Here is a 15,552-nt window from a genome sequence, read left to right as displayed (position 1 = left end):
TGCAATCGAGGACTGTTTTGGATTGAAGTTCATGGGTTTGGCGTAGAGCGTGATACTTTGATCTGATCTCCGGCAAAAAAATTTGAGGTTGAGTTGTCAGAAAATATCGCAATAACATGGAATAGAGGAAGTATATGGGAATTCGTAGAATAAGTGTTAGATGTAATGTCCGCACAAGATCTCATGAATTGGAGGGTCATACCATAGATCTTTTATCTGTTATTAGCCGGATAGAAACGGCCGCCTCAAATCATCAAATAAAAGAGATGGAAGACAAAGTTCTGGATCATCAAATTGAAACTATAAGTAAAACGTTTAAAACAAAGGAATCGATCAAACAGATTGGTAAATGGGTAGAAAGAAATGGAAAGGTAATCCAGAAGGCAGGAACATGACATAACATTATATTCGCGCAGCGGATCGGCTTCGGTGGTTCGCGACGTTATACAAACTAAATTTAAAATAAACGATAAAATCTGCGAAGAAAACCTTAAAAATCTAAAAGGAGCGAATGAATGAGCCCGCCTAAACATATCCTCTCTGCTGCAGCCATCGTTGTAAACGAAAAGAATGAAATATTGCTTATTAAAGGCCCAAGAAGGGGCTGGGAAATGCCTGGCGGTCAAGTAGAAGAAGGAGAGTCTTTAAGTCAAGCAGCAATTAGGGAAACGAAAGAGGAATCAGGGATCGATATCGAAATCATTAAATTCTGCGGAATATTTCAGAACACGGGGAATTCCATTTGCAACACTTTATTTTTAGCAAAGCCCATTGGGGGAGAATTAACTACATCGGACGAAAGTTTGGAAGCGGGATTTTTCCCGATCGAGGAAGCACTTCATAAAGTACAATGGAAAAACTTTGGACAACGAATAGAATACTGCTTAAAACCCGAGATGCAACCATTTTGTGTTGAGTTTACGGATAAGGAGAACATTTGAAAGGAGTGATGTGGCATGAAAAATAAAGTCATCGTCGAACTGTCGGAGGTATCCATATTTTCTTAGAGGAATCCTGAAATTGGATTTCTCTACAACACGGGAGGAATCCGGAAATGATTAGCTTAAGGTCCATTGATCACGCAAACTGGGAAGAGTGTGTTCAGCTTAAACCCAAACCCGAACAACAACAGTTTATTGCATCAAATCTCTACTCGATCGCGGAGGCACAATTTTTACCTGGATTTGTAACCAGGGCAATCTATGTGGACGAAATCCTTATTGGTTTTTCCATGTACGGGCTAGATCCCGATGACGGCAACTATTGGATCTACAGATTCATGATCGACGAGCGATTTCAAGGACGCGGATATGGCAAGGATGCCATGCAGTTGATTATCCGCGAAATCGAGAGTAAGCATGATCGAACGAATGTTATCCTGAATTTCGAAAGTAACATCGTCTGAAAAACAAGAAAAGGGCTCCAATTCTTTGGTAGAATGGTGTTTGTCCAGAACATCACCTACAAAGAAAGGAGCACCTTTTAGATGAAGTCTACCACACCCGTCAGCAAAATCAAGACCGAATTTACCTTGCAAAACGCCTCAAATGTTGGAGGAAGCAAAATCTTTCTGGAATATCTCGAAAAAATCAAGCTCGGTAAGGCTTTGCAGAATTTAAATTGTACCAAGCAAGGCAATTCCCTGTTCCCTGTTTTCCGCATCCTGCTCTATCTCATTGTCGGCTGGATACTCGGATGCGAACGCCTCTTTCATTTCCGCAGGCTGCAACATGACGCGCTCATCCGGCGGTTTCTCGGCGGGCGCTGTCCGCATCACACCCTGCTGTATAAGGAACTGGATCGACTCAGCAAGACCCGCCCAACCTTAACGCTGGATTTGCGAAAGCTGAATCAGCAGATTATTGCACCCTGTCTGCCTTCTGAACTCATCGTGGACCTAGACTCCACGGTAGAAACGGTATACGGTCACCAAGAGGGGGCGGCAGTCGGCACGAATCCCCACAAACCCGGACGTAAAAGTTACCATCCGCTGATGGCGTTTGAGGGCCAGTCGCGCCTGTGCCTGAATGCAGTACTGCGTGCTGGGAATACGCACGCTTCCACCGATGCAGCCGCCTTCCTCCGTCAGATCTTTGAGTTGCTTGGTGACCGTCCGGTAAAGTACGCCCGGTTTGACAAGGGATTTGGCGGCGAAGACTTCTACAGCCTATGGGAAGCCAAGCGAATCGGGTATGTCGGGAAATTGAAATGGACGCAGCGACTTCAGGCCGAAGTAGGGCGATGCCGCTACTGGAAGCGGTTTGTCGATGAGGATTGGGTCATCGAGGGGATCACCCTGATCTACCAAGCCACCTCATGGAAGAAACCGCGCCGCGTTGTGGTGATTCGTAAAGCGCAGGTGTTTGACGGCGATCAAGCTCGGCTTCTCCTCGATACGGACTGGCATTACGAAGCGATCGTCACCAATCTCGAGTGGGAGCCGATCGACCTTTGGCGCTTTTACAACCAGCGTTGCTGCATGGAGAACTATATCAAAGAAGCCAAACGCGGCTTTTCCATCGATCGAATCGCTACCGGTGACTTTACCGCTAATGAAATCGACCTGCTCATCAAGCTGCTCGCCTACAATCTCTACGAGAGATTCAAGCGAGACTGTTGCGAACCGGTCCATCAAGGGTATACGATTGCCCGGTTCCGTCTAGAGTTTTTCCACTGTGCAGCTACGATGATTCAGCATAGCCGACAAGTCGTTCTGAAACTGGCTAAAGATTTCGCGAACCGCTGCGCCTGGCAACGTATCGCCGCCAAAGTCGCTGCCTTAGAATGACGTTTACCACAAATTAACATGGAAACCGTTTAGCCCTGTCTTATGGGGAGGGGGAAAGACTACCCTCTTTTCAGAATCGTCGCGTAATCCACTGGGTATTTCCCTGTTTATTACAGTTGTTGCCTACTAATCCTGCTACAAACTGGCCACCATTATGGGCTTTCGAAATTCAGGGTTATTTTTCTTGGCTATCAGCCTGACAACGAAGGAGCGCGTAAATTGTACGCGAAGGTAGGGTTTGAAGAAACAGGGATAGCACCGTGGGGAGAGATGCTGGCGAAGTATTCCTTTTGCTAGTAAGGTCAGAAAATAGGATCATGAGCCGGCCAAAGACAAATGCGATCTAAGGTCGGCTCGCTCGTTGGAAGCTGTTATTTGCACTTGGTCATACAATCGATTTCATACCTGATTTTGTTAGGAGGCAAGTTCATTTGGGGATTACAATACATTATGAAGGAATCGTGAAGAAAAACCATGGCCCAAAACTCATCAGCTATGTAGAAGATTCCGCCAGGAATCAGGGTTGGCAGATTGACCGCAAGGAAAAAAATCTCATAACGGTTACGCCGCACCAAGATTGCGAATCTATCATCATTCAATGGGATGACACCTTGAAATTTTCCGGATTTGTAAAAACCGGACTGGCGCCAAGCGAAGTCCACAAGCAGGTTGTGGACTTTTTTTTATCGAATGAAGCCCCTGTTGAAACAATTCAGTATGGAAGATGAAAGCGGATATTGGCTTGAGTATAACGATAACGTATCCAACCCTTCTGATAAAGAGCTGACATACTTCCCCGCGCGATCTGAAAAAGACCTCATAGATTCAGGGATGCTTCGGATTCCTCCTTTTGCAACGGACGGTGATCGGAATTTTTGGGGAACAACGCCCAATTATATCGAGCCAATTATGGATGTCGCAGCCGTAAGAAACAGAATGGGGTACGATCTCTGGAATGAACCCTATGTTCCAACTGCAATGGAAATCGAAGGGCGATTGGTAACGGAGGGGTTTCACGTTCATGCGGAGGATTGGAAAGACGAGATATTCTATTTTATTCACTTGGCAACATGGTGGGCTTGGAACCGTTCGGAGGGGGATTTTTGAATCAGACGCATCGGCGGGCACATATCGCTCTGGATCTATTGGAACAAAAAGAGGGTGCGCTTAGCGCGATCCGGAGCCTTGAAGTAATGGAAAGCCTCTTTGATTATTGCGGACTACGCTACAGGCTCTCTCCTTCATAAATAGGGAATCGTTTATGCCATTTTAAAAAACTAAAAAGAAACGGGTGAACGGCGTGAGACTTGAATTTGATCATTTTCTGATCAGTGATGAAAAAACATTATTAAACATGGAAACCATAGCCGGTTTTATGTCGAGAAGTTATTGGGCACATCGCAGATCCAAAGATCGTATTGAAAAATCCGTCATGAATTCGATTTGTTATGGAGTATATGACGGGAACAAACAGATCGGTTTTGCAAGAGTTGTCACTGATCACGCAACCATGTATTGGTTATGCGATGTTTTTATTGATGAGGCGTACAGAGGAAGGGGAATTGGTAAAAAGCTGATAAAAACCATCACAGAGTCGGAAGAATTAAAGGATTTAATGGGGGTATTAGGTACGCAAGACGCTCATGGTCTATACAGGCAATATCATTTTGAAGAAGACAAGGACCGAATGATGAGACGAATGCCGGACTATGCAAGGAACATGAAAAAGTCTCCATGATCTTTGAAAGGATCCCGCTGACAGATAAGGAGCAAGATTATGAATGAACGGATGGAAAACCAAAAATTATATCAAATGTTTGATTCATGGCCGAGTCAGCAAAGAATCCATTCTGCTGTTCAAATCACTCCGGCTAGGGATGTATACGATTCAACACACGTACGGTGAAAAATACGTCACCATAGAAGAGGTCAAGGTAGAGAAAAATAAAAGATTTTTTGGTTTTCTGGGCTAAAAATCAATGGGTATGTTCCAGCGGAATTCATTTTTTCGAGCAAGGAAAGATAACAGAGAGGTGGCGAAGTGAACCGCAGAAGTAAATGAACATGCCTTATCATATCTAAGACGAAAGGAGAAATAATGAAACAGCTGTTGCTTGCGAAATGGATCGAGTGATCCATTACAAATGGAACGCGGTAGAGAAGGAGCATGCCGATCAAGTCAATCAATGGTTAGCGAAAGCTCGAGAAACCGGAAAAGTGGGGCAATATTTCATTTATCAAGAGGGGACCAAACCAGAAAATTTGTATTCTTACATATATCGAAAAGGTTATGCCGATTATGAGATTTCGTTTATTTATGACCCAAGTGATCCGGGCAATAGAGGTCAAGTCCATGTAACGGGAATGAAGGAAGACCTGAACAACGATAATTTTGTACAAATAAAAACCATAAACGATCTAGACGGAACAGCGGAGGAATCCGAAGTACACAGTGGGGGGGACTATATGCCACCGGCATCGATACATCTAAGGCGGTTAACCACGGGCGACTATCCCATTGTCTTGAACTGGAGCAAGGATGACGCCTTCTGTTCGGCAAATGGATGGGCAAAGGATCGCAGCCCGGAAGAGCTGTGCAAATGGTGGAATCAATGCATCCATACGGCTGCAGATGATTTTGTGCGATTGGGCATAGAACGGAATAAACAGTTGATTGGTTATGCGGATTTAGCCTGCATTCAAAACCATGCGGCCGAACTGGGGATCGCCATCGGTGAAAGCTCCTTATGGGGAAAGGGAATAGGATATCAATCTGCTTTATGTATGATAGAATACGGGGTAAAGACGTATGGAATTTCCATGTTTTACGCAGAAACACATGAAACGAATATCCGATCCAGAAAAATGCTGGAGAGATTAGGTTTTGAGGAGACGGGCCGACACGGGAGCGAAGTATATTTAGGACAAAACGCCCGGCTTATACAATACCGATTGGATCGCTCTTTAGATGACGGGAAGGATTAAAACAAATTGGAGTCGGGGGAAAGAGGGTATGATCCAGTCTATCGTCCACATCGCGCTTGTCGTGAAGGATTATGATGAAGCCATCGATTTTTATACGAAAAAGCTCCATTTTGAATTAATTGAGGATACGTATCAGCCCGAACAAGATAAAAGGTGGGTCGTCGTATCTCCCCCTGGATCGGCAGGAACCACGATATTGCTGGCCAAAGCGTCGAAACCGGAGCAAGAACCATTTATCGGGAATCAAACCGGCGGGAGAGTATTTTTATTTTTAAATACGGATGATTTTTGGAGAGATTATCGCGAGATGGTTTCAAACGGAATAGAGTTTGTCCGAGAACCCCAGGAGCAGCCTTATGGGATGGTGGCAGTATTCAAAGACCTTTATGGGAACCTGTGGGATTTGCTGCAGCTCAACGAAGACCATCCGATGATGAAAAGAATGAGCTAGTCAAAGTACATGGAAGACTACCATTATTTTATGAACGAGATCGGATTTGCCGGTGCACATCGCCATGTATGCAACATCGTAGATCAAAACCGGGACAAATACGAGCGGATTTTTATCATTGGATTTAGCGTGGGCGCAACGCTTGCATGGATGACGAGCGGGCACGGGGTAGACGGCATCGTCGGATTTTACGGATCGAGAATCAGAGATTATACGGAGATCGAACCCGCTTGCGCCTCCTTATTGTTTTTCGCTAAGCATGAGAAATCGTTTAACGCATTGGATTTGCAGCAAAAATTAAGGGATAAACAGAACGCGCATGTCGAAATGATCGACGCCGAACATGGATTTATGAACCCTTATCATGACGCTTACAACTTCAATGAGTACCACCAATGCCTGAAGAGGTGCAAGGATTTCCTCAAGCAAATCGCTGGCTGAATTGAACGGTCGGGACAATGAATGATGAATACATATCATGCGCTAGGGGCGCATGGTTGAAAGGGTGAAGGATTGAACATGCCAACTCCAAAAGGGGATGCAAAAACCTGCAGCCAGGGACACAGGTATTATAAAAGCAGCGATTGTCCGACATGCCCGATTTGCGAGCGGGAACAAAAAAACGAAACGGGTTTTCTGTTGCTTCTTTCCGCGCCGGCCAGACGGGCATTGGAGAATCATGGAATCACGTCTCTCCACAAACTTTCGGAGCACAGCGAAAAAGAAATCCTGCAATTTCATGGCATGGGCCCGGCTTCTTTGCCTAAACTTCGGGCAGCTTTAGAAGAAGCCGGTTTGTCCTTCAAATCGTGAGCGCATGAATGTCCTGCACAGCCTTTAACAGTCGGTTACTTTCCGCGCCAGACGGGGATCTGAAACCGGTGAATCCAATTGATGATCCGTGTCGACATCCACTGGCATGCTACCGCAAGAACGATGATTTTCCAGTCGATGACATAGGCGGTCAACATAAAAATGAATCCGTTCATCCAAAATAACGACGTGCCGGGATGGATTCGTTTATATTTGTAAATCGCGAGCGCGACATATCCGATGCCGCCGTTGGACACCCGTTGCCTGAGGAGCATCGAAATGCCCGTCCCCAAAATGACCGAACCGACGAGAAGATCGATCCATACATTGCCGATCGGCGGTTTAACGAACACCTCGAAAAAATTCACCGATACCGAAGTTACCGTAATGACAAAAACGGTCCCGAAGGCACTGACGCTGCCCAAATAATGGACCGTAAAAATGAGGAATGCAAAGTTGGCAAACCACAGTCCCAGGCTCATCGGAATGCCGAACGCATGGTTCAGAAGCACCGCGATCCCGGCTCCTCCCCCGGACGGAATGGCATGCGGAAACAAAAAAACAGCCATCGCGAACCCTTGGATGACTGAACCTGCGGTGATAAAAAAGAGTTTTCTGGAAATATGGCGGATCATCAACGGCTTGCTGCGGCCGGAAATCATTTGAATCTTCACGCGGAATCTCCTTCTTGAGTGGAGTATGAATCCTTCTTTGCATACATTGTATGCTTGTCTATAGAAGGGGATTCCGGGAACGGCAAAAGATACATATAAGGCATTCTGTAATAACGAACGGGTTCATGCCAGAATGCCTTAGCTTCAGAACTTATCACGAAAGTGCTTTCGGTTTTCTTTTTATGCGTTTGTCGCCATGCGGGCTTTCGATCGGCCGTAGATGTATGGTTAAATCACGTAACAAAATTCGTCGGCTTGCTTTTGGTTCGTCCCGAATTCAAACGTATCCTGGCGGAGGCCCCGGCGCATCGTCTCGAGCGCAAGAATTTCGCCGGGAGGGATGTTGCCAAGGTTCACGTTGGGGCCGAATTTGCGCAAAAACATCGCTTGCTGCTGCTTCTGGGGTGCTTCCCACACCAGCTTGCTTGAATCCGGGACAAACTCGATGATATCCTGGATGACTTTTTCCCGGCATTCGCCGTTCTGGTCGAACACGCCTACGCCTACCCCCGATTCCCGGGCTTCCACCGTCAAAAATTCAGCGCCTGCGGCCAAATCCGTCTCCATCGTCTCGGCCAATCGGGCGGCGTCGATGAGAGAGCCGGAAAGCTTTTTGCCGTATTCCGTGAAGACCCGGAGCCCGTGCTGTTTGCCTTCCCGAATCAGCTCCGTGCGTTTGCTGCGAGGCAGTTCGATCGTGCCGTCGGAGACTTCTACCGCATTAAACCCGAGGTTGCATATCGTTTTGAAAAAGACGGGAACGAGATCCTGCTGAACGGCCGTCTCAAGCAGGGTTCCGCCGGGCATGACCAGGATGCCGTGCTGTTTGGCAAGGTTGATCTTGTGCAGCAGAACTTCCGTTTTATATAGCGGAGCCGTTCCAAAACCGAATTTGACGCAGCTGATATAATCTGAAGCGGTTTCGACCAGATCCGTAAACGCGTTTCTGCCCAGGCCCTTATCGATGACCATCGTAAACCCGCCGCCGAGTTGTTGCGGGCTATTGCCGCCGAGTTGACGTTCGCGCAGCCCGCTGGGGTCGCATAACTCTTTGGGCCATACTGCACGAAGGGAAATGTTCATTTGGGGATCTCCTCAATTCTTTTTGAATTGTCGTTGAATCGAAATGACACTGGTATCTTATGCGCATTCCGAACGGCAGGTGCCCATCCCGCCCCATCATTTTGCGGCTTTATCCGACCTTGCGCGGCGGCTTGATCAAAAAGAACACGAAACCAAGCGTGATCAAAGACAGCGCCGATACCGTAATAAACACGACGCGATCCGATTTATCCATCATCCAGCCGAACAGCGGCGGTCCCACGGCCACGCCCAAAAAACGCAAGCTGTTGTAAAGCGACGTGATCATGCCGCGCTCGCTTTTTTCTACGGCTCCCGTGATGAGCGTATTCAGGCAGGGGAGAAGCATGCCCGTTCCGATGCTGCTGATGGTCAGCAAGCCGATAAACACATAGATGTTTTTCAAAAAGAACAAGGTGGCCGCGAGCGAAACGGTCATGGCAATAAGTCCGACATTCATCAGCACGCGCATGAGGAGGCCTTTTTTCTTGATCAAGCTTCCGGTCGTATAGGAGGTGATGACCATCCCCAGCAGGGGAATGGCCAAAATCAGGCCTTTAACGACGCCGTCGATGTTGTAAGGCTTGTCCTCAAGGATGTTGGACAAATAAAAAAGCACGCCGAACAGGATAAACAGCCCAAGCGATCCCGCAAAAAACGCGGTGACGAGCCAGCGGCCTTTTTCCTTGAAGATGCATTTGATTTTCCCGAGATATGCCTTCAGCTCCTGCTTCTGACTCCGTTTGCGTTCTTTGATCAAAAAGATGACGGCTAAAAGCGATAATGCGCAAAATACGGGAAAGGCGAAAAAAGAAGCATACCAGACGATCAGCATGAGCAGGGAACCGATGATCGGGCTCAGCACTTTGCCTGCGCCGTTGGAGGCTTCGATGAGACCGAGGGCTTTGCTTTCCGTCCCTCCTTCATACAAATCGCCAACGAGCGCCATGGCAATCGGAGCGGTTCCGGCGGCGGCAAAACCTTGAATCGCCCTGGCGATGATAATGACGGTGTAGGAGTCCCAAATGGCGCCGAAGCCGGCCAGGATACCGGCCGCACCATAAATAATCAGCGCGGGTATGATCACGACCTTGCGGCCAAACCGGTCCGACAAATATCCGATCAGCGGGATGAACAAGCCGGCGGCCAAAGAGAAAATCGATATGATCAAGCTGCTTTGGAATTTGCTGATGCCAAGTTCTTTTTGCATTTGCGGAAGGCCGGGAACCAGCATGGAATTGCCGAAAACGAGCACGATCGGAATGGTGGCCAGTGCAATGAACTCCCATAGTTGGCCTTTGGAACGGCCGTCTGCCGACGATTGTTTAGCGCTTGCCTCTTGGTCCGCCGTCTCATCGGGGCTTGTCGGTTCGATATCGCTTTCAAAGCGGATATTCATTTTTCGTGATTTCGTTTTTTCCATGGTGCGGCTCCTTGACTGTATTTGGCGATATTCCGCCATTCTAATTATTGCCGCAGAAGGAATATAACATTCCGGAATTACGGATTTGGGAATGGGCGATAAGCGAACCAAGGCTTGACAGACTTTGAGGAGGAAGGGTTTTTTTGCGTTAAAAAAGCACCACCTGCATGCGGGCCAATATACTGATTATTGCAGTACCTTTACGCAAAGGGTGAAAGGGGATACCAATGCCTTTACGGATCATTCAGGGAAGCAGCCGCGAGTTGGAAGACGCCGACATCAACGTGATCATCGACGTGATACGCGCTTTTACGGTGGCGCATTACGCTTTTATCGGCGGGGTGCGGGGAATCATGCTGGCGGGGACGGTGGACGAGGCTTTCCGTTTAAAAGAACGTTATCCTTCCCATCTGTTGGCCGGAGAGATTCAAGGCCTGCCGATTCCGGGGTTTGAACTGGACAATTCGCCGGCGCGCTTGCAGCGCTTCGACTTGAACGGGAAATATTTGATTCAGAAAACGACAAACGGCGTTGCGGCGGCTTTAAACGCGTTGAACGCGGACCACGTATTTGTCACAGGGTTTACCAATGCCAAAACGACGGCGGAATTCATCAAACGAAATTTCATGAAGGGCGAAGACGTAAAAGTGCAGCTGATCGCCTCGCATCCGAGCGGGGACGATGATCTGGCATGCGCTGAATATATGGCAGGCATACTTCGGGGCGTAGGCGGCATTTCCTCCGATCGGACCATCGAGCGCATCCACGATTCGGAGGCGGCAGCGAAATTTTACGATGCGGGGAAGCCGGAATTTCTTGAAGAGGATATCACGTTATGCGCCAGAGAATATGCTGCCGGTTTTGTCATGAAGGTGGACAACGAGCGTCAAGCTCCGGTCGTGCAAAAAGTCCCGGCCGGCACATGAAGGATTGAAGGAGGAGCCTGAATAATCAGGCTTTTTTTGTGCCGCCGTACAAACTGGTTAATTTTCCGGGGAATCCTGTTCCGTTTTGTTGTAATAGTCGTACCACATATTTTTGTTGTATTCCTTCGGATCGATCAGGCCGACTTCAATGCAAAGCTCGGTCAGAAGATACACCCCGTAAAACTGTTTCCGGTTACGGTCATGGATGCTGGACAAGGCCTCCAAAGTCACTTTTTTGGCTTTTTCGAGGCTGTTGCGCTCGACGGCATGCACGATTTCTTCATGTTTTCCAAATAATAAACGGTTTTGCGCAGGGTGCGTATAAGTAAAATTTGCCTGATATGTACGGGTGTAAACAGCCTATAGCCGTTTTCGGGATCTCGTTCGGCATCGCAGGATTCCTGCTTGCGTTTGCGCTCGTCATGCTGTATGCATTCAGCTTAAGCTGGATTTTCGCCTGCATCGGAATCGTCGTCAAAAAAACCGAAACCCTCACCACAATGTCATACATTGCGTTGTACCCGCTCATGTTTACCAGCAACGTTTTTGCGGATACGTCCACCATGCCGCCATGGCTCGGGCGAATCGTGGCTTATAATCCTGTGAGCTTGGCGTCCTCGGCCGCCCGGGGACTGACGCACGGCACGGCGGAAGCCCCGGTGCTCATCGCCGCTCTTGCCGTGCTCGGATCGATTCTGCTAGTCTTTATGACATTGGCATTTTGGCTTTACCGCCGAAAAACGAATGAATAAACGCGTTCATAGCGTCCGTCAAGGGCGCTTTTTTTTGACTTCTGGAAATGAGTCACGCAGGTCGGCGCAGCGATTTACCCAAAAAAGTGTCAGCCCGAAAGAAAATCGTTCCGGAGTAGCCCATAACCCAAAGAACCGACGGGGATGTTCCCTGTCGGTTCTTTGGCTTGCAGCACCGTCAAATGCAGCAAAACAGATTCGCTTTACTTCGTTCTCAGGTAGCGCTTGTCCTTTAAGAACAACCACCAGAACAAGACGAATACCGGCAATAAAATTACCGTCCCGAAACCGTACCCCCATAGCAAGGATACGAACATCGAATGGTTCGTGATGCCGGCTTCCATGGTCAAATCCGGGTAAACGATGTAGGGCAGATGCGCTTTCCCGTACGCATAACTCGCAAGCGCGAACTGGAGGATCGTCATCACGACGGCCAGCCGGGGCCAGCCTTTTCTGCCGTCTTTCCGGCGAATCCACAAGGCGCCGTACCCGATCGCAAACGCGACGACCGACAGCAGGAACCATACCGATTGCTCCTGCATGCGGGCCACGATCCAAAGCGCCTCCGGCACCATCGTAAAGGTGGCCAAGACGGCCATGGCAAGGGCCAAGGGGCCAAGCACGATCGCGAGGGAGCGAAATTGCTGCGACACCTGTTCGTTTCCGGCTTCCCGTCCGTAATCGGACAGGAATAAGGCGGATAAGAACAGTTCCGTCAGAATGCCGAAGCCGACATGGGCGTACAATGTGGCGCTGCGCAGCAAAGTTCCGAATTCGAGTTGGGGAAAGCCCTGTTCCGTATGGATGAATCCGCCTAGCGAAATCGGCAGCACGCTAACCAGCAATCCGGGAATGAACAGGCCGGTGATCCCCGAAACGATACGCAGCGCCTGTTCATGTTTCTGCACCGAATACGAATAAACGATAAACGCGCTCCGAAACAGCAGCAGTACGAGCACAAGGCTGACCGGCACCAGCAGCAGGGTGCCCAGCACAAAGGCGGCGCGGGGGAAAAAGCCGACAAGCGCCACGACCAACAGCACGAGAAACACATTGGTAACTTCCCAGGACGGGGACAAAAAACGGTTGGCAATGTCCGCGGCATGCGGATTCCTTTTGCTGAACACCATGGACCAAAACCCCGCGCCGAAGTCGATGGAACCCGCAATGGAATAGATAAAGATAAAGCACCAAAGAATGGTGATCGCCAGCTGCGTATCGCTCATAGGCTCCTCCCTTCTCCGCTCCGGCCTTCCACCGGTTCAAAAGTGACGGGATGCCGCTTGAAATAGTAGAACATGACCACCGCCGTTACGATCAGCAGAAACGCATACAGCCCGAGAAAAAGGACAAACAACGAGCCCAAATGCTGGGCCTGCGTCGCGGCGGACGCCGTCTTCTGGATATGGTAAATGGTCCACGGCTGCCGTCCCGTGCAGCTGAACACCCAGCCGGTCTCGATGCCCACCATGGATAGCGGGCCGGCAAACAGCAGCGAGTATAATAGCCATCTGGGGTAGGGGCGCTTGGCAAGGATGCGGAAGCCCACCGTAAAAACAGATACGAGAATCAGCAGCATGCCGATGCCCACCATCAGATTAAACAGCGTATGCACGAACAGCGGAGGCCACTCCTCTTCGGGAAAATCGTTCAAGCCTTTGACGATGGTGTCGAACCGGTTGCCTGCGAGGAAGCTGAGCGCCCAAGGAATTTCGATCGCCCCTTTGATGCTGCGCGTTTCCTTGTCGACCACGCCTCCGATCGAAAGGGGGGCATAGGCTTGCGTTTCGAAAAGCCCCTCGGCCGCCGCGAGTTTCTCGGGCTGATGCGCATGCAGCATTTGCGCCGTTTCATGGCCGCTCAGCGCCGTGATCAGCGAGATGATGCCGCCGATGAACAGGGAGAGGAACAAGCTTTTGTAGTGATAGGCCCGTTCCCGTTCCGAGTGAGGACGTTTGAGCAGCTTCATGGCAGCCACCGAGGCGACGGCAAAAGCGCCGGTCATGTAGGCCGACAGGAGCACATGCATCGCCGTCGTCGCCAAGCTGGGATTAAACACGGCCGCCCAAGGATGCACGTCCACCACCTGCCCGTTTTCCAGCCGAAAGCCGCTTGGCGTGTTCATCCATGCATGCGCGTCCGTAATCAGCACCGCCGACATGCTGGAACCGATCGCCACGAAAACGACGCTAAGGATTCGCACCGCCGCCGGCAGCCGGTCCGCCGCGTAGACATAAATCGACATGAACAACGCTTCGAGGAAAAACGCCCAGATCTCGATCTGAAAGGGCAGCGCGATGACTTGGCCGACGATTTCCATGAAACCCGGCCATAGCAGCGAAAGCATGACGCCCACGAGCGTTCCGGAAGGGATCGCTACCCCCAGGAGGATGGCAAGGCCTTTCGTCCAGCGTTTGGCGAGCATGGCGTAGTCCTTGTCTTTTTTTACCTGATACAAAATTTCCGCAATAACGATCATGAAGGGGATTCCAACTCCAAGCGTCGCGAAAATGATATGAAACGCCATGGACGACCCGAACAGCGATCGCGCCAGCATAACGTTATCCATGAGATGCCTCCGTTCTGAACGTAAAATCGGATCTTATTGTGAACCGAAGACATCCAAAGTATTCCTGAGATGTAAATTCGGGGAATTGAAATGAGGTTAAAAAGCGAAAAAAGCGCGGGTAGGTTATCCCATGACTCTTTGATGAGGATTGGAATAACAAGGAGAGCAGGGTGAACTTGTTGTTTTTACAGTTTACATAATATAAAGATCGTTAACCTATAGACTTCAAGCGGCAATTTTTCGTGCATACCAAATGATAAATAAAAACCTACTTGACAGGTGTGAATAATTGGTTTAATCTTACGTCAAGCCCAACGGGTTATCGTTCATTGAATGAATGCTCGTTATTTCAACATTAAACAAAATGATCAGCCGATTGGTCCACCAAAGGCTCCTGCGATCGATACCGGAAACATGCCGGTAGAGAACCAGGGGCCTTTTCTGTTTCCCGGCGCAAGGCTCGCGATGGAGGGGCAGGGAAGGCCTTTTTCTTAAAAATCAGCCAGAGCAAGGTCGATAACGCCGGAAAGGAGCGGCATGAAAGAAAAAGACTGGGCACAAATGGAGGAAGCGGATTGGCATTTTCGGAAGCTGGTCCGAAGATTCGTCAAGGAGCGCGACAAAATTACGATCGAAGGGGTCACGCTCCCGGGCATGCTCATCCTGAACGCCATTGTGAGGGACGGGGAACAAGGACTTGGGGATATCGCCGAGCAGCTGGATTTTACGTCCGGTGCCGTCACCGCGATCTGCGACAAACTGGAAGCTTTGGGATTTGCCGTCCGCAAACGAAGCAAAACCGACCGGAGGACGGTGGCGCTCGACATTACCGAGCAAGGGAGAGAGATGGTCGCACGGAACAGGGAGGCAGGGACTTATATGATCGACGCGTTGTTCGGGTCCTTTACCTTCGCCGAACTCGAGCTTCTGATCTTCTTGTTCCAGCGATTGCACGGCCGCCTGGAGGGGTTTGCCGAAGCGGTCATCCAAAAAGCGGAATCGGCCGGCGGGGACTTGCCGACGGAAGCGGTTTGCATCAAGGAGAGCGGCAAGCGGTCAAACAAATTTGTTTCGTATTAAAACGATTATCG

19 protein-coding genes and 1 pseudogene are annotated in these 15,552 nt (G+C 49.3%); 14 read left to right on the top strand and 6 right to left on the bottom strand.

Features of this window, described 5'->3' with window-relative positions:
* Positions 1-515: 515 nt before the first annotated feature.
* From NYE48_RS14820 to NYE48_RS14770, 11 genes are all read left to right on the top strand, one after another.
* Entirely contained in the window at positions 516-941 is a 426-nt protein-coding gene (locus NYE48_RS14820) for an NUDIX hydrolase (RefSeq protein WP_340999207.1), read from the top strand.
* A gap of 113 nt (positions 942-1,054) precedes the next feature.
* The gene (locus NYE48_RS14815; protein ID WP_340999206.1) at positions 1,055-1,405 is read left to right on the top strand and encodes a GNAT family N-acetyltransferase; all 351 of its coding nucleotides are present in this window, start codon (positions 1,055-1,057) and stop codon (positions 1,403-1,405) included.
* A gap of 81 nt (positions 1,406-1,486) precedes the next feature.
* Positions 1,487-2,788, top strand: coding sequence for an IS1380 family transposase (locus tag NYE48_RS14810; protein ID WP_120463466.1), 1,302 nt, complete (start codon positions 1,487-1,489; stop codon positions 2,786-2,788).
* A 431-nt stretch (positions 2,789-3,219) separates the two neighbouring features.
* Entirely contained in the window at positions 3,220-3,516 is a 297-nt protein-coding gene (locus NYE48_RS14805; RefSeq protein WP_340999205.1) for a hypothetical protein, read from the top strand.
* Positions 3,491-3,895 carry a hypothetical protein gene (locus NYE48_RS14800; RefSeq protein ID WP_340999204.1) on the top strand — a complete coding sequence of 135 codons (405 nt, stop codon included), beginning with the start codon at positions 3,491-3,493 and terminating at the stop codon, positions 3,893-3,895. Before NYE48_RS14805 ends, NYE48_RS14800 begins: the two co-directional genes overlap by 26 nt.
* 193 nt (positions 3,896-4,088) lie before the next feature.
* Positions 4,089-4,526: a GNAT family N-acetyltransferase gene (locus NYE48_RS14795; protein WP_340999203.1), complete on the top strand. Its 438-nt coding sequence runs from the start codon at positions 4,089-4,091 to the stop codon at positions 4,524-4,526.
* 43 nt (positions 4,527-4,569) lie between these two features.
* Positions 4,570-4,761 carry a hypothetical protein gene (locus NYE48_RS14790; RefSeq protein ID WP_340999202.1) on the top strand — a complete coding sequence of 64 codons (192 nt, stop codon included), beginning with the start codon at positions 4,570-4,572 and terminating at the stop codon, positions 4,759-4,761.
* A gap of 148 nt (positions 4,762-4,909) precedes the next feature.
* Positions 4,910-5,773: a GNAT family N-acetyltransferase gene (locus NYE48_RS14785; RefSeq protein WP_340999201.1), complete on the top strand. Its 864-nt coding sequence runs from the start codon at positions 4,910-4,912 to the stop codon at positions 5,771-5,773.
* 28 nt (positions 5,774-5,801) lie between these two features.
* The gene (locus NYE48_RS14780; RefSeq protein WP_340999200.1) at positions 5,802-6,224 is read left to right on the top strand and encodes a VOC family protein; all 423 of its coding nucleotides are present in this window, start codon (positions 5,802-5,804) and stop codon (positions 6,222-6,224) included.
* Positions 6,225-6,233: 9 nt separating this feature from the next.
* On the top strand, positions 6,234-6,665 hold the full coding sequence (locus tag NYE48_RS14775; RefSeq protein WP_340999199.1) for a dienelactone hydrolase family protein: 432 nt from the start codon (positions 6,234-6,236) through the stop codon (positions 6,663-6,665).
* A 78-nt stretch (positions 6,666-6,743) separates the two neighbouring features.
* Entirely contained in the window at positions 6,744-7,037 is a 294-nt protein-coding gene (locus NYE48_RS14770) for an RNA polymerase alpha subunit C-terminal domain-containing protein (protein WP_340999198.1), read from the top strand.
* Positions 7,038-7,072: 35 nt separating this feature from the next.
* On the opposite strand, the gene NYE48_RS14765 is transcribed toward NYE48_RS14770, so the two are convergent.
* From NYE48_RS14765 to NYE48_RS14755, 3 genes are all read right to left on the bottom strand, one after another.
* Positions 7,073-7,711, bottom strand: a complete 639-nt coding sequence (locus tag NYE48_RS14765) for a YitT family protein (protein WP_445323993.1) — start codon at positions 7,709-7,711, stop codon at positions 7,073-7,075.
* A 228-nt stretch (positions 7,712-7,939) separates the two neighbouring features.
* The gene (locus tag NYE48_RS14760) at positions 7,940-8,794 is read right to left on the bottom strand and encodes a phosphosulfolactate synthase (protein ID WP_340999197.1); all 855 of its coding nucleotides are present in this window, start codon (positions 8,792-8,794) and stop codon (positions 7,940-7,942) included.
* A gap of 109 nt (positions 8,795-8,903) precedes the next feature.
* Positions 8,904-10,214 carry an MFS transporter gene (locus tag NYE48_RS14755; protein ID WP_340999196.1) on the bottom strand — a complete coding sequence of 437 codons (1,311 nt, stop codon included), beginning with the start codon at positions 10,212-10,214 and terminating at the stop codon, positions 8,904-8,906.
* Between the two features lie 227 nt (positions 10,215-10,441).
* Between NYE48_RS14755 and NYE48_RS14750 the strand changes: the two genes are divergently transcribed.
* Positions 10,442-11,140: a 2-phosphosulfolactate phosphatase gene (locus tag NYE48_RS14750; RefSeq protein ID WP_340999195.1), complete on the top strand. Its 699-nt coding sequence runs from the start codon at positions 10,442-10,444 to the stop codon at positions 11,138-11,140.
* A gap of 57 nt (positions 11,141-11,197) precedes the next feature.
* Here the strand turns inward: NYE48_RS14750 and NYE48_RS14745 are convergent.
* A pseudogene (locus NYE48_RS14745) lies at positions 11,198-11,523 on the bottom strand (hypothetical protein); the annotation flags it as partial.
* On the opposite strand from NYE48_RS14745, the gene NYE48_RS14740 reads away from it, so the two are divergent.
* Positions 11,482-11,892, top strand: a complete 411-nt coding sequence (locus NYE48_RS14740) for an ABC transporter permease (RefSeq protein ID WP_340999194.1) — start codon at positions 11,482-11,484, stop codon at positions 11,890-11,892. The pseudogene NYE48_RS14745 and the gene NYE48_RS14740 sit on opposite strands and share 42 nt — an antisense overlap.
* Positions 11,893-12,095: 203 nt before the next feature.
* On the opposite strand, the gene NYE48_RS14735 is transcribed toward NYE48_RS14740, so the two are convergent.
* Complete coding sequence (locus NYE48_RS14735) at positions 12,096-13,118, bottom strand: cytochrome d ubiquinol oxidase subunit II (protein ID WP_340999193.1); 1,023 nt, start codon at positions 13,116-13,118, stop codon at positions 12,096-12,098.
* On the bottom strand, positions 13,115-14,461 hold the full coding sequence (locus tag NYE48_RS14730; RefSeq protein WP_036715260.1) for a cytochrome ubiquinol oxidase subunit I: 1,347 nt from the start codon (positions 14,459-14,461) through the stop codon (positions 13,115-13,117). Before NYE48_RS14730 ends, NYE48_RS14735 begins: the two co-directional genes overlap by 4 nt.
* 537 nt (positions 14,462-14,998) lie before the next feature.
* Between NYE48_RS14730 and NYE48_RS14725 the strand changes: the two genes are divergently transcribed.
* Positions 14,999-15,541, top strand: a complete 543-nt coding sequence (locus NYE48_RS14725) for a MarR family winged helix-turn-helix transcriptional regulator (RefSeq protein ID WP_340999192.1) — start codon at positions 14,999-15,001, stop codon at positions 15,539-15,541.
* Positions 15,542-15,552 lie beyond the last annotated feature (11 nt).

Origin of the sequence: Paenibacillus sp. FSL M7-1455 (assembly GCF_038004655.1) — a bacterium.
Taxonomy (GTDB): domain Bacteria; phylum Bacillota; class Bacilli; order Paenibacillales; family Paenibacillaceae; genus Paenibacillus_AQ; species Paenibacillus_AQ cookii.
The sequence above is the reverse complement of the archived record's forward strand: the minus strand, read 5'-3'. Positions and strand labels throughout refer to the sequence as shown.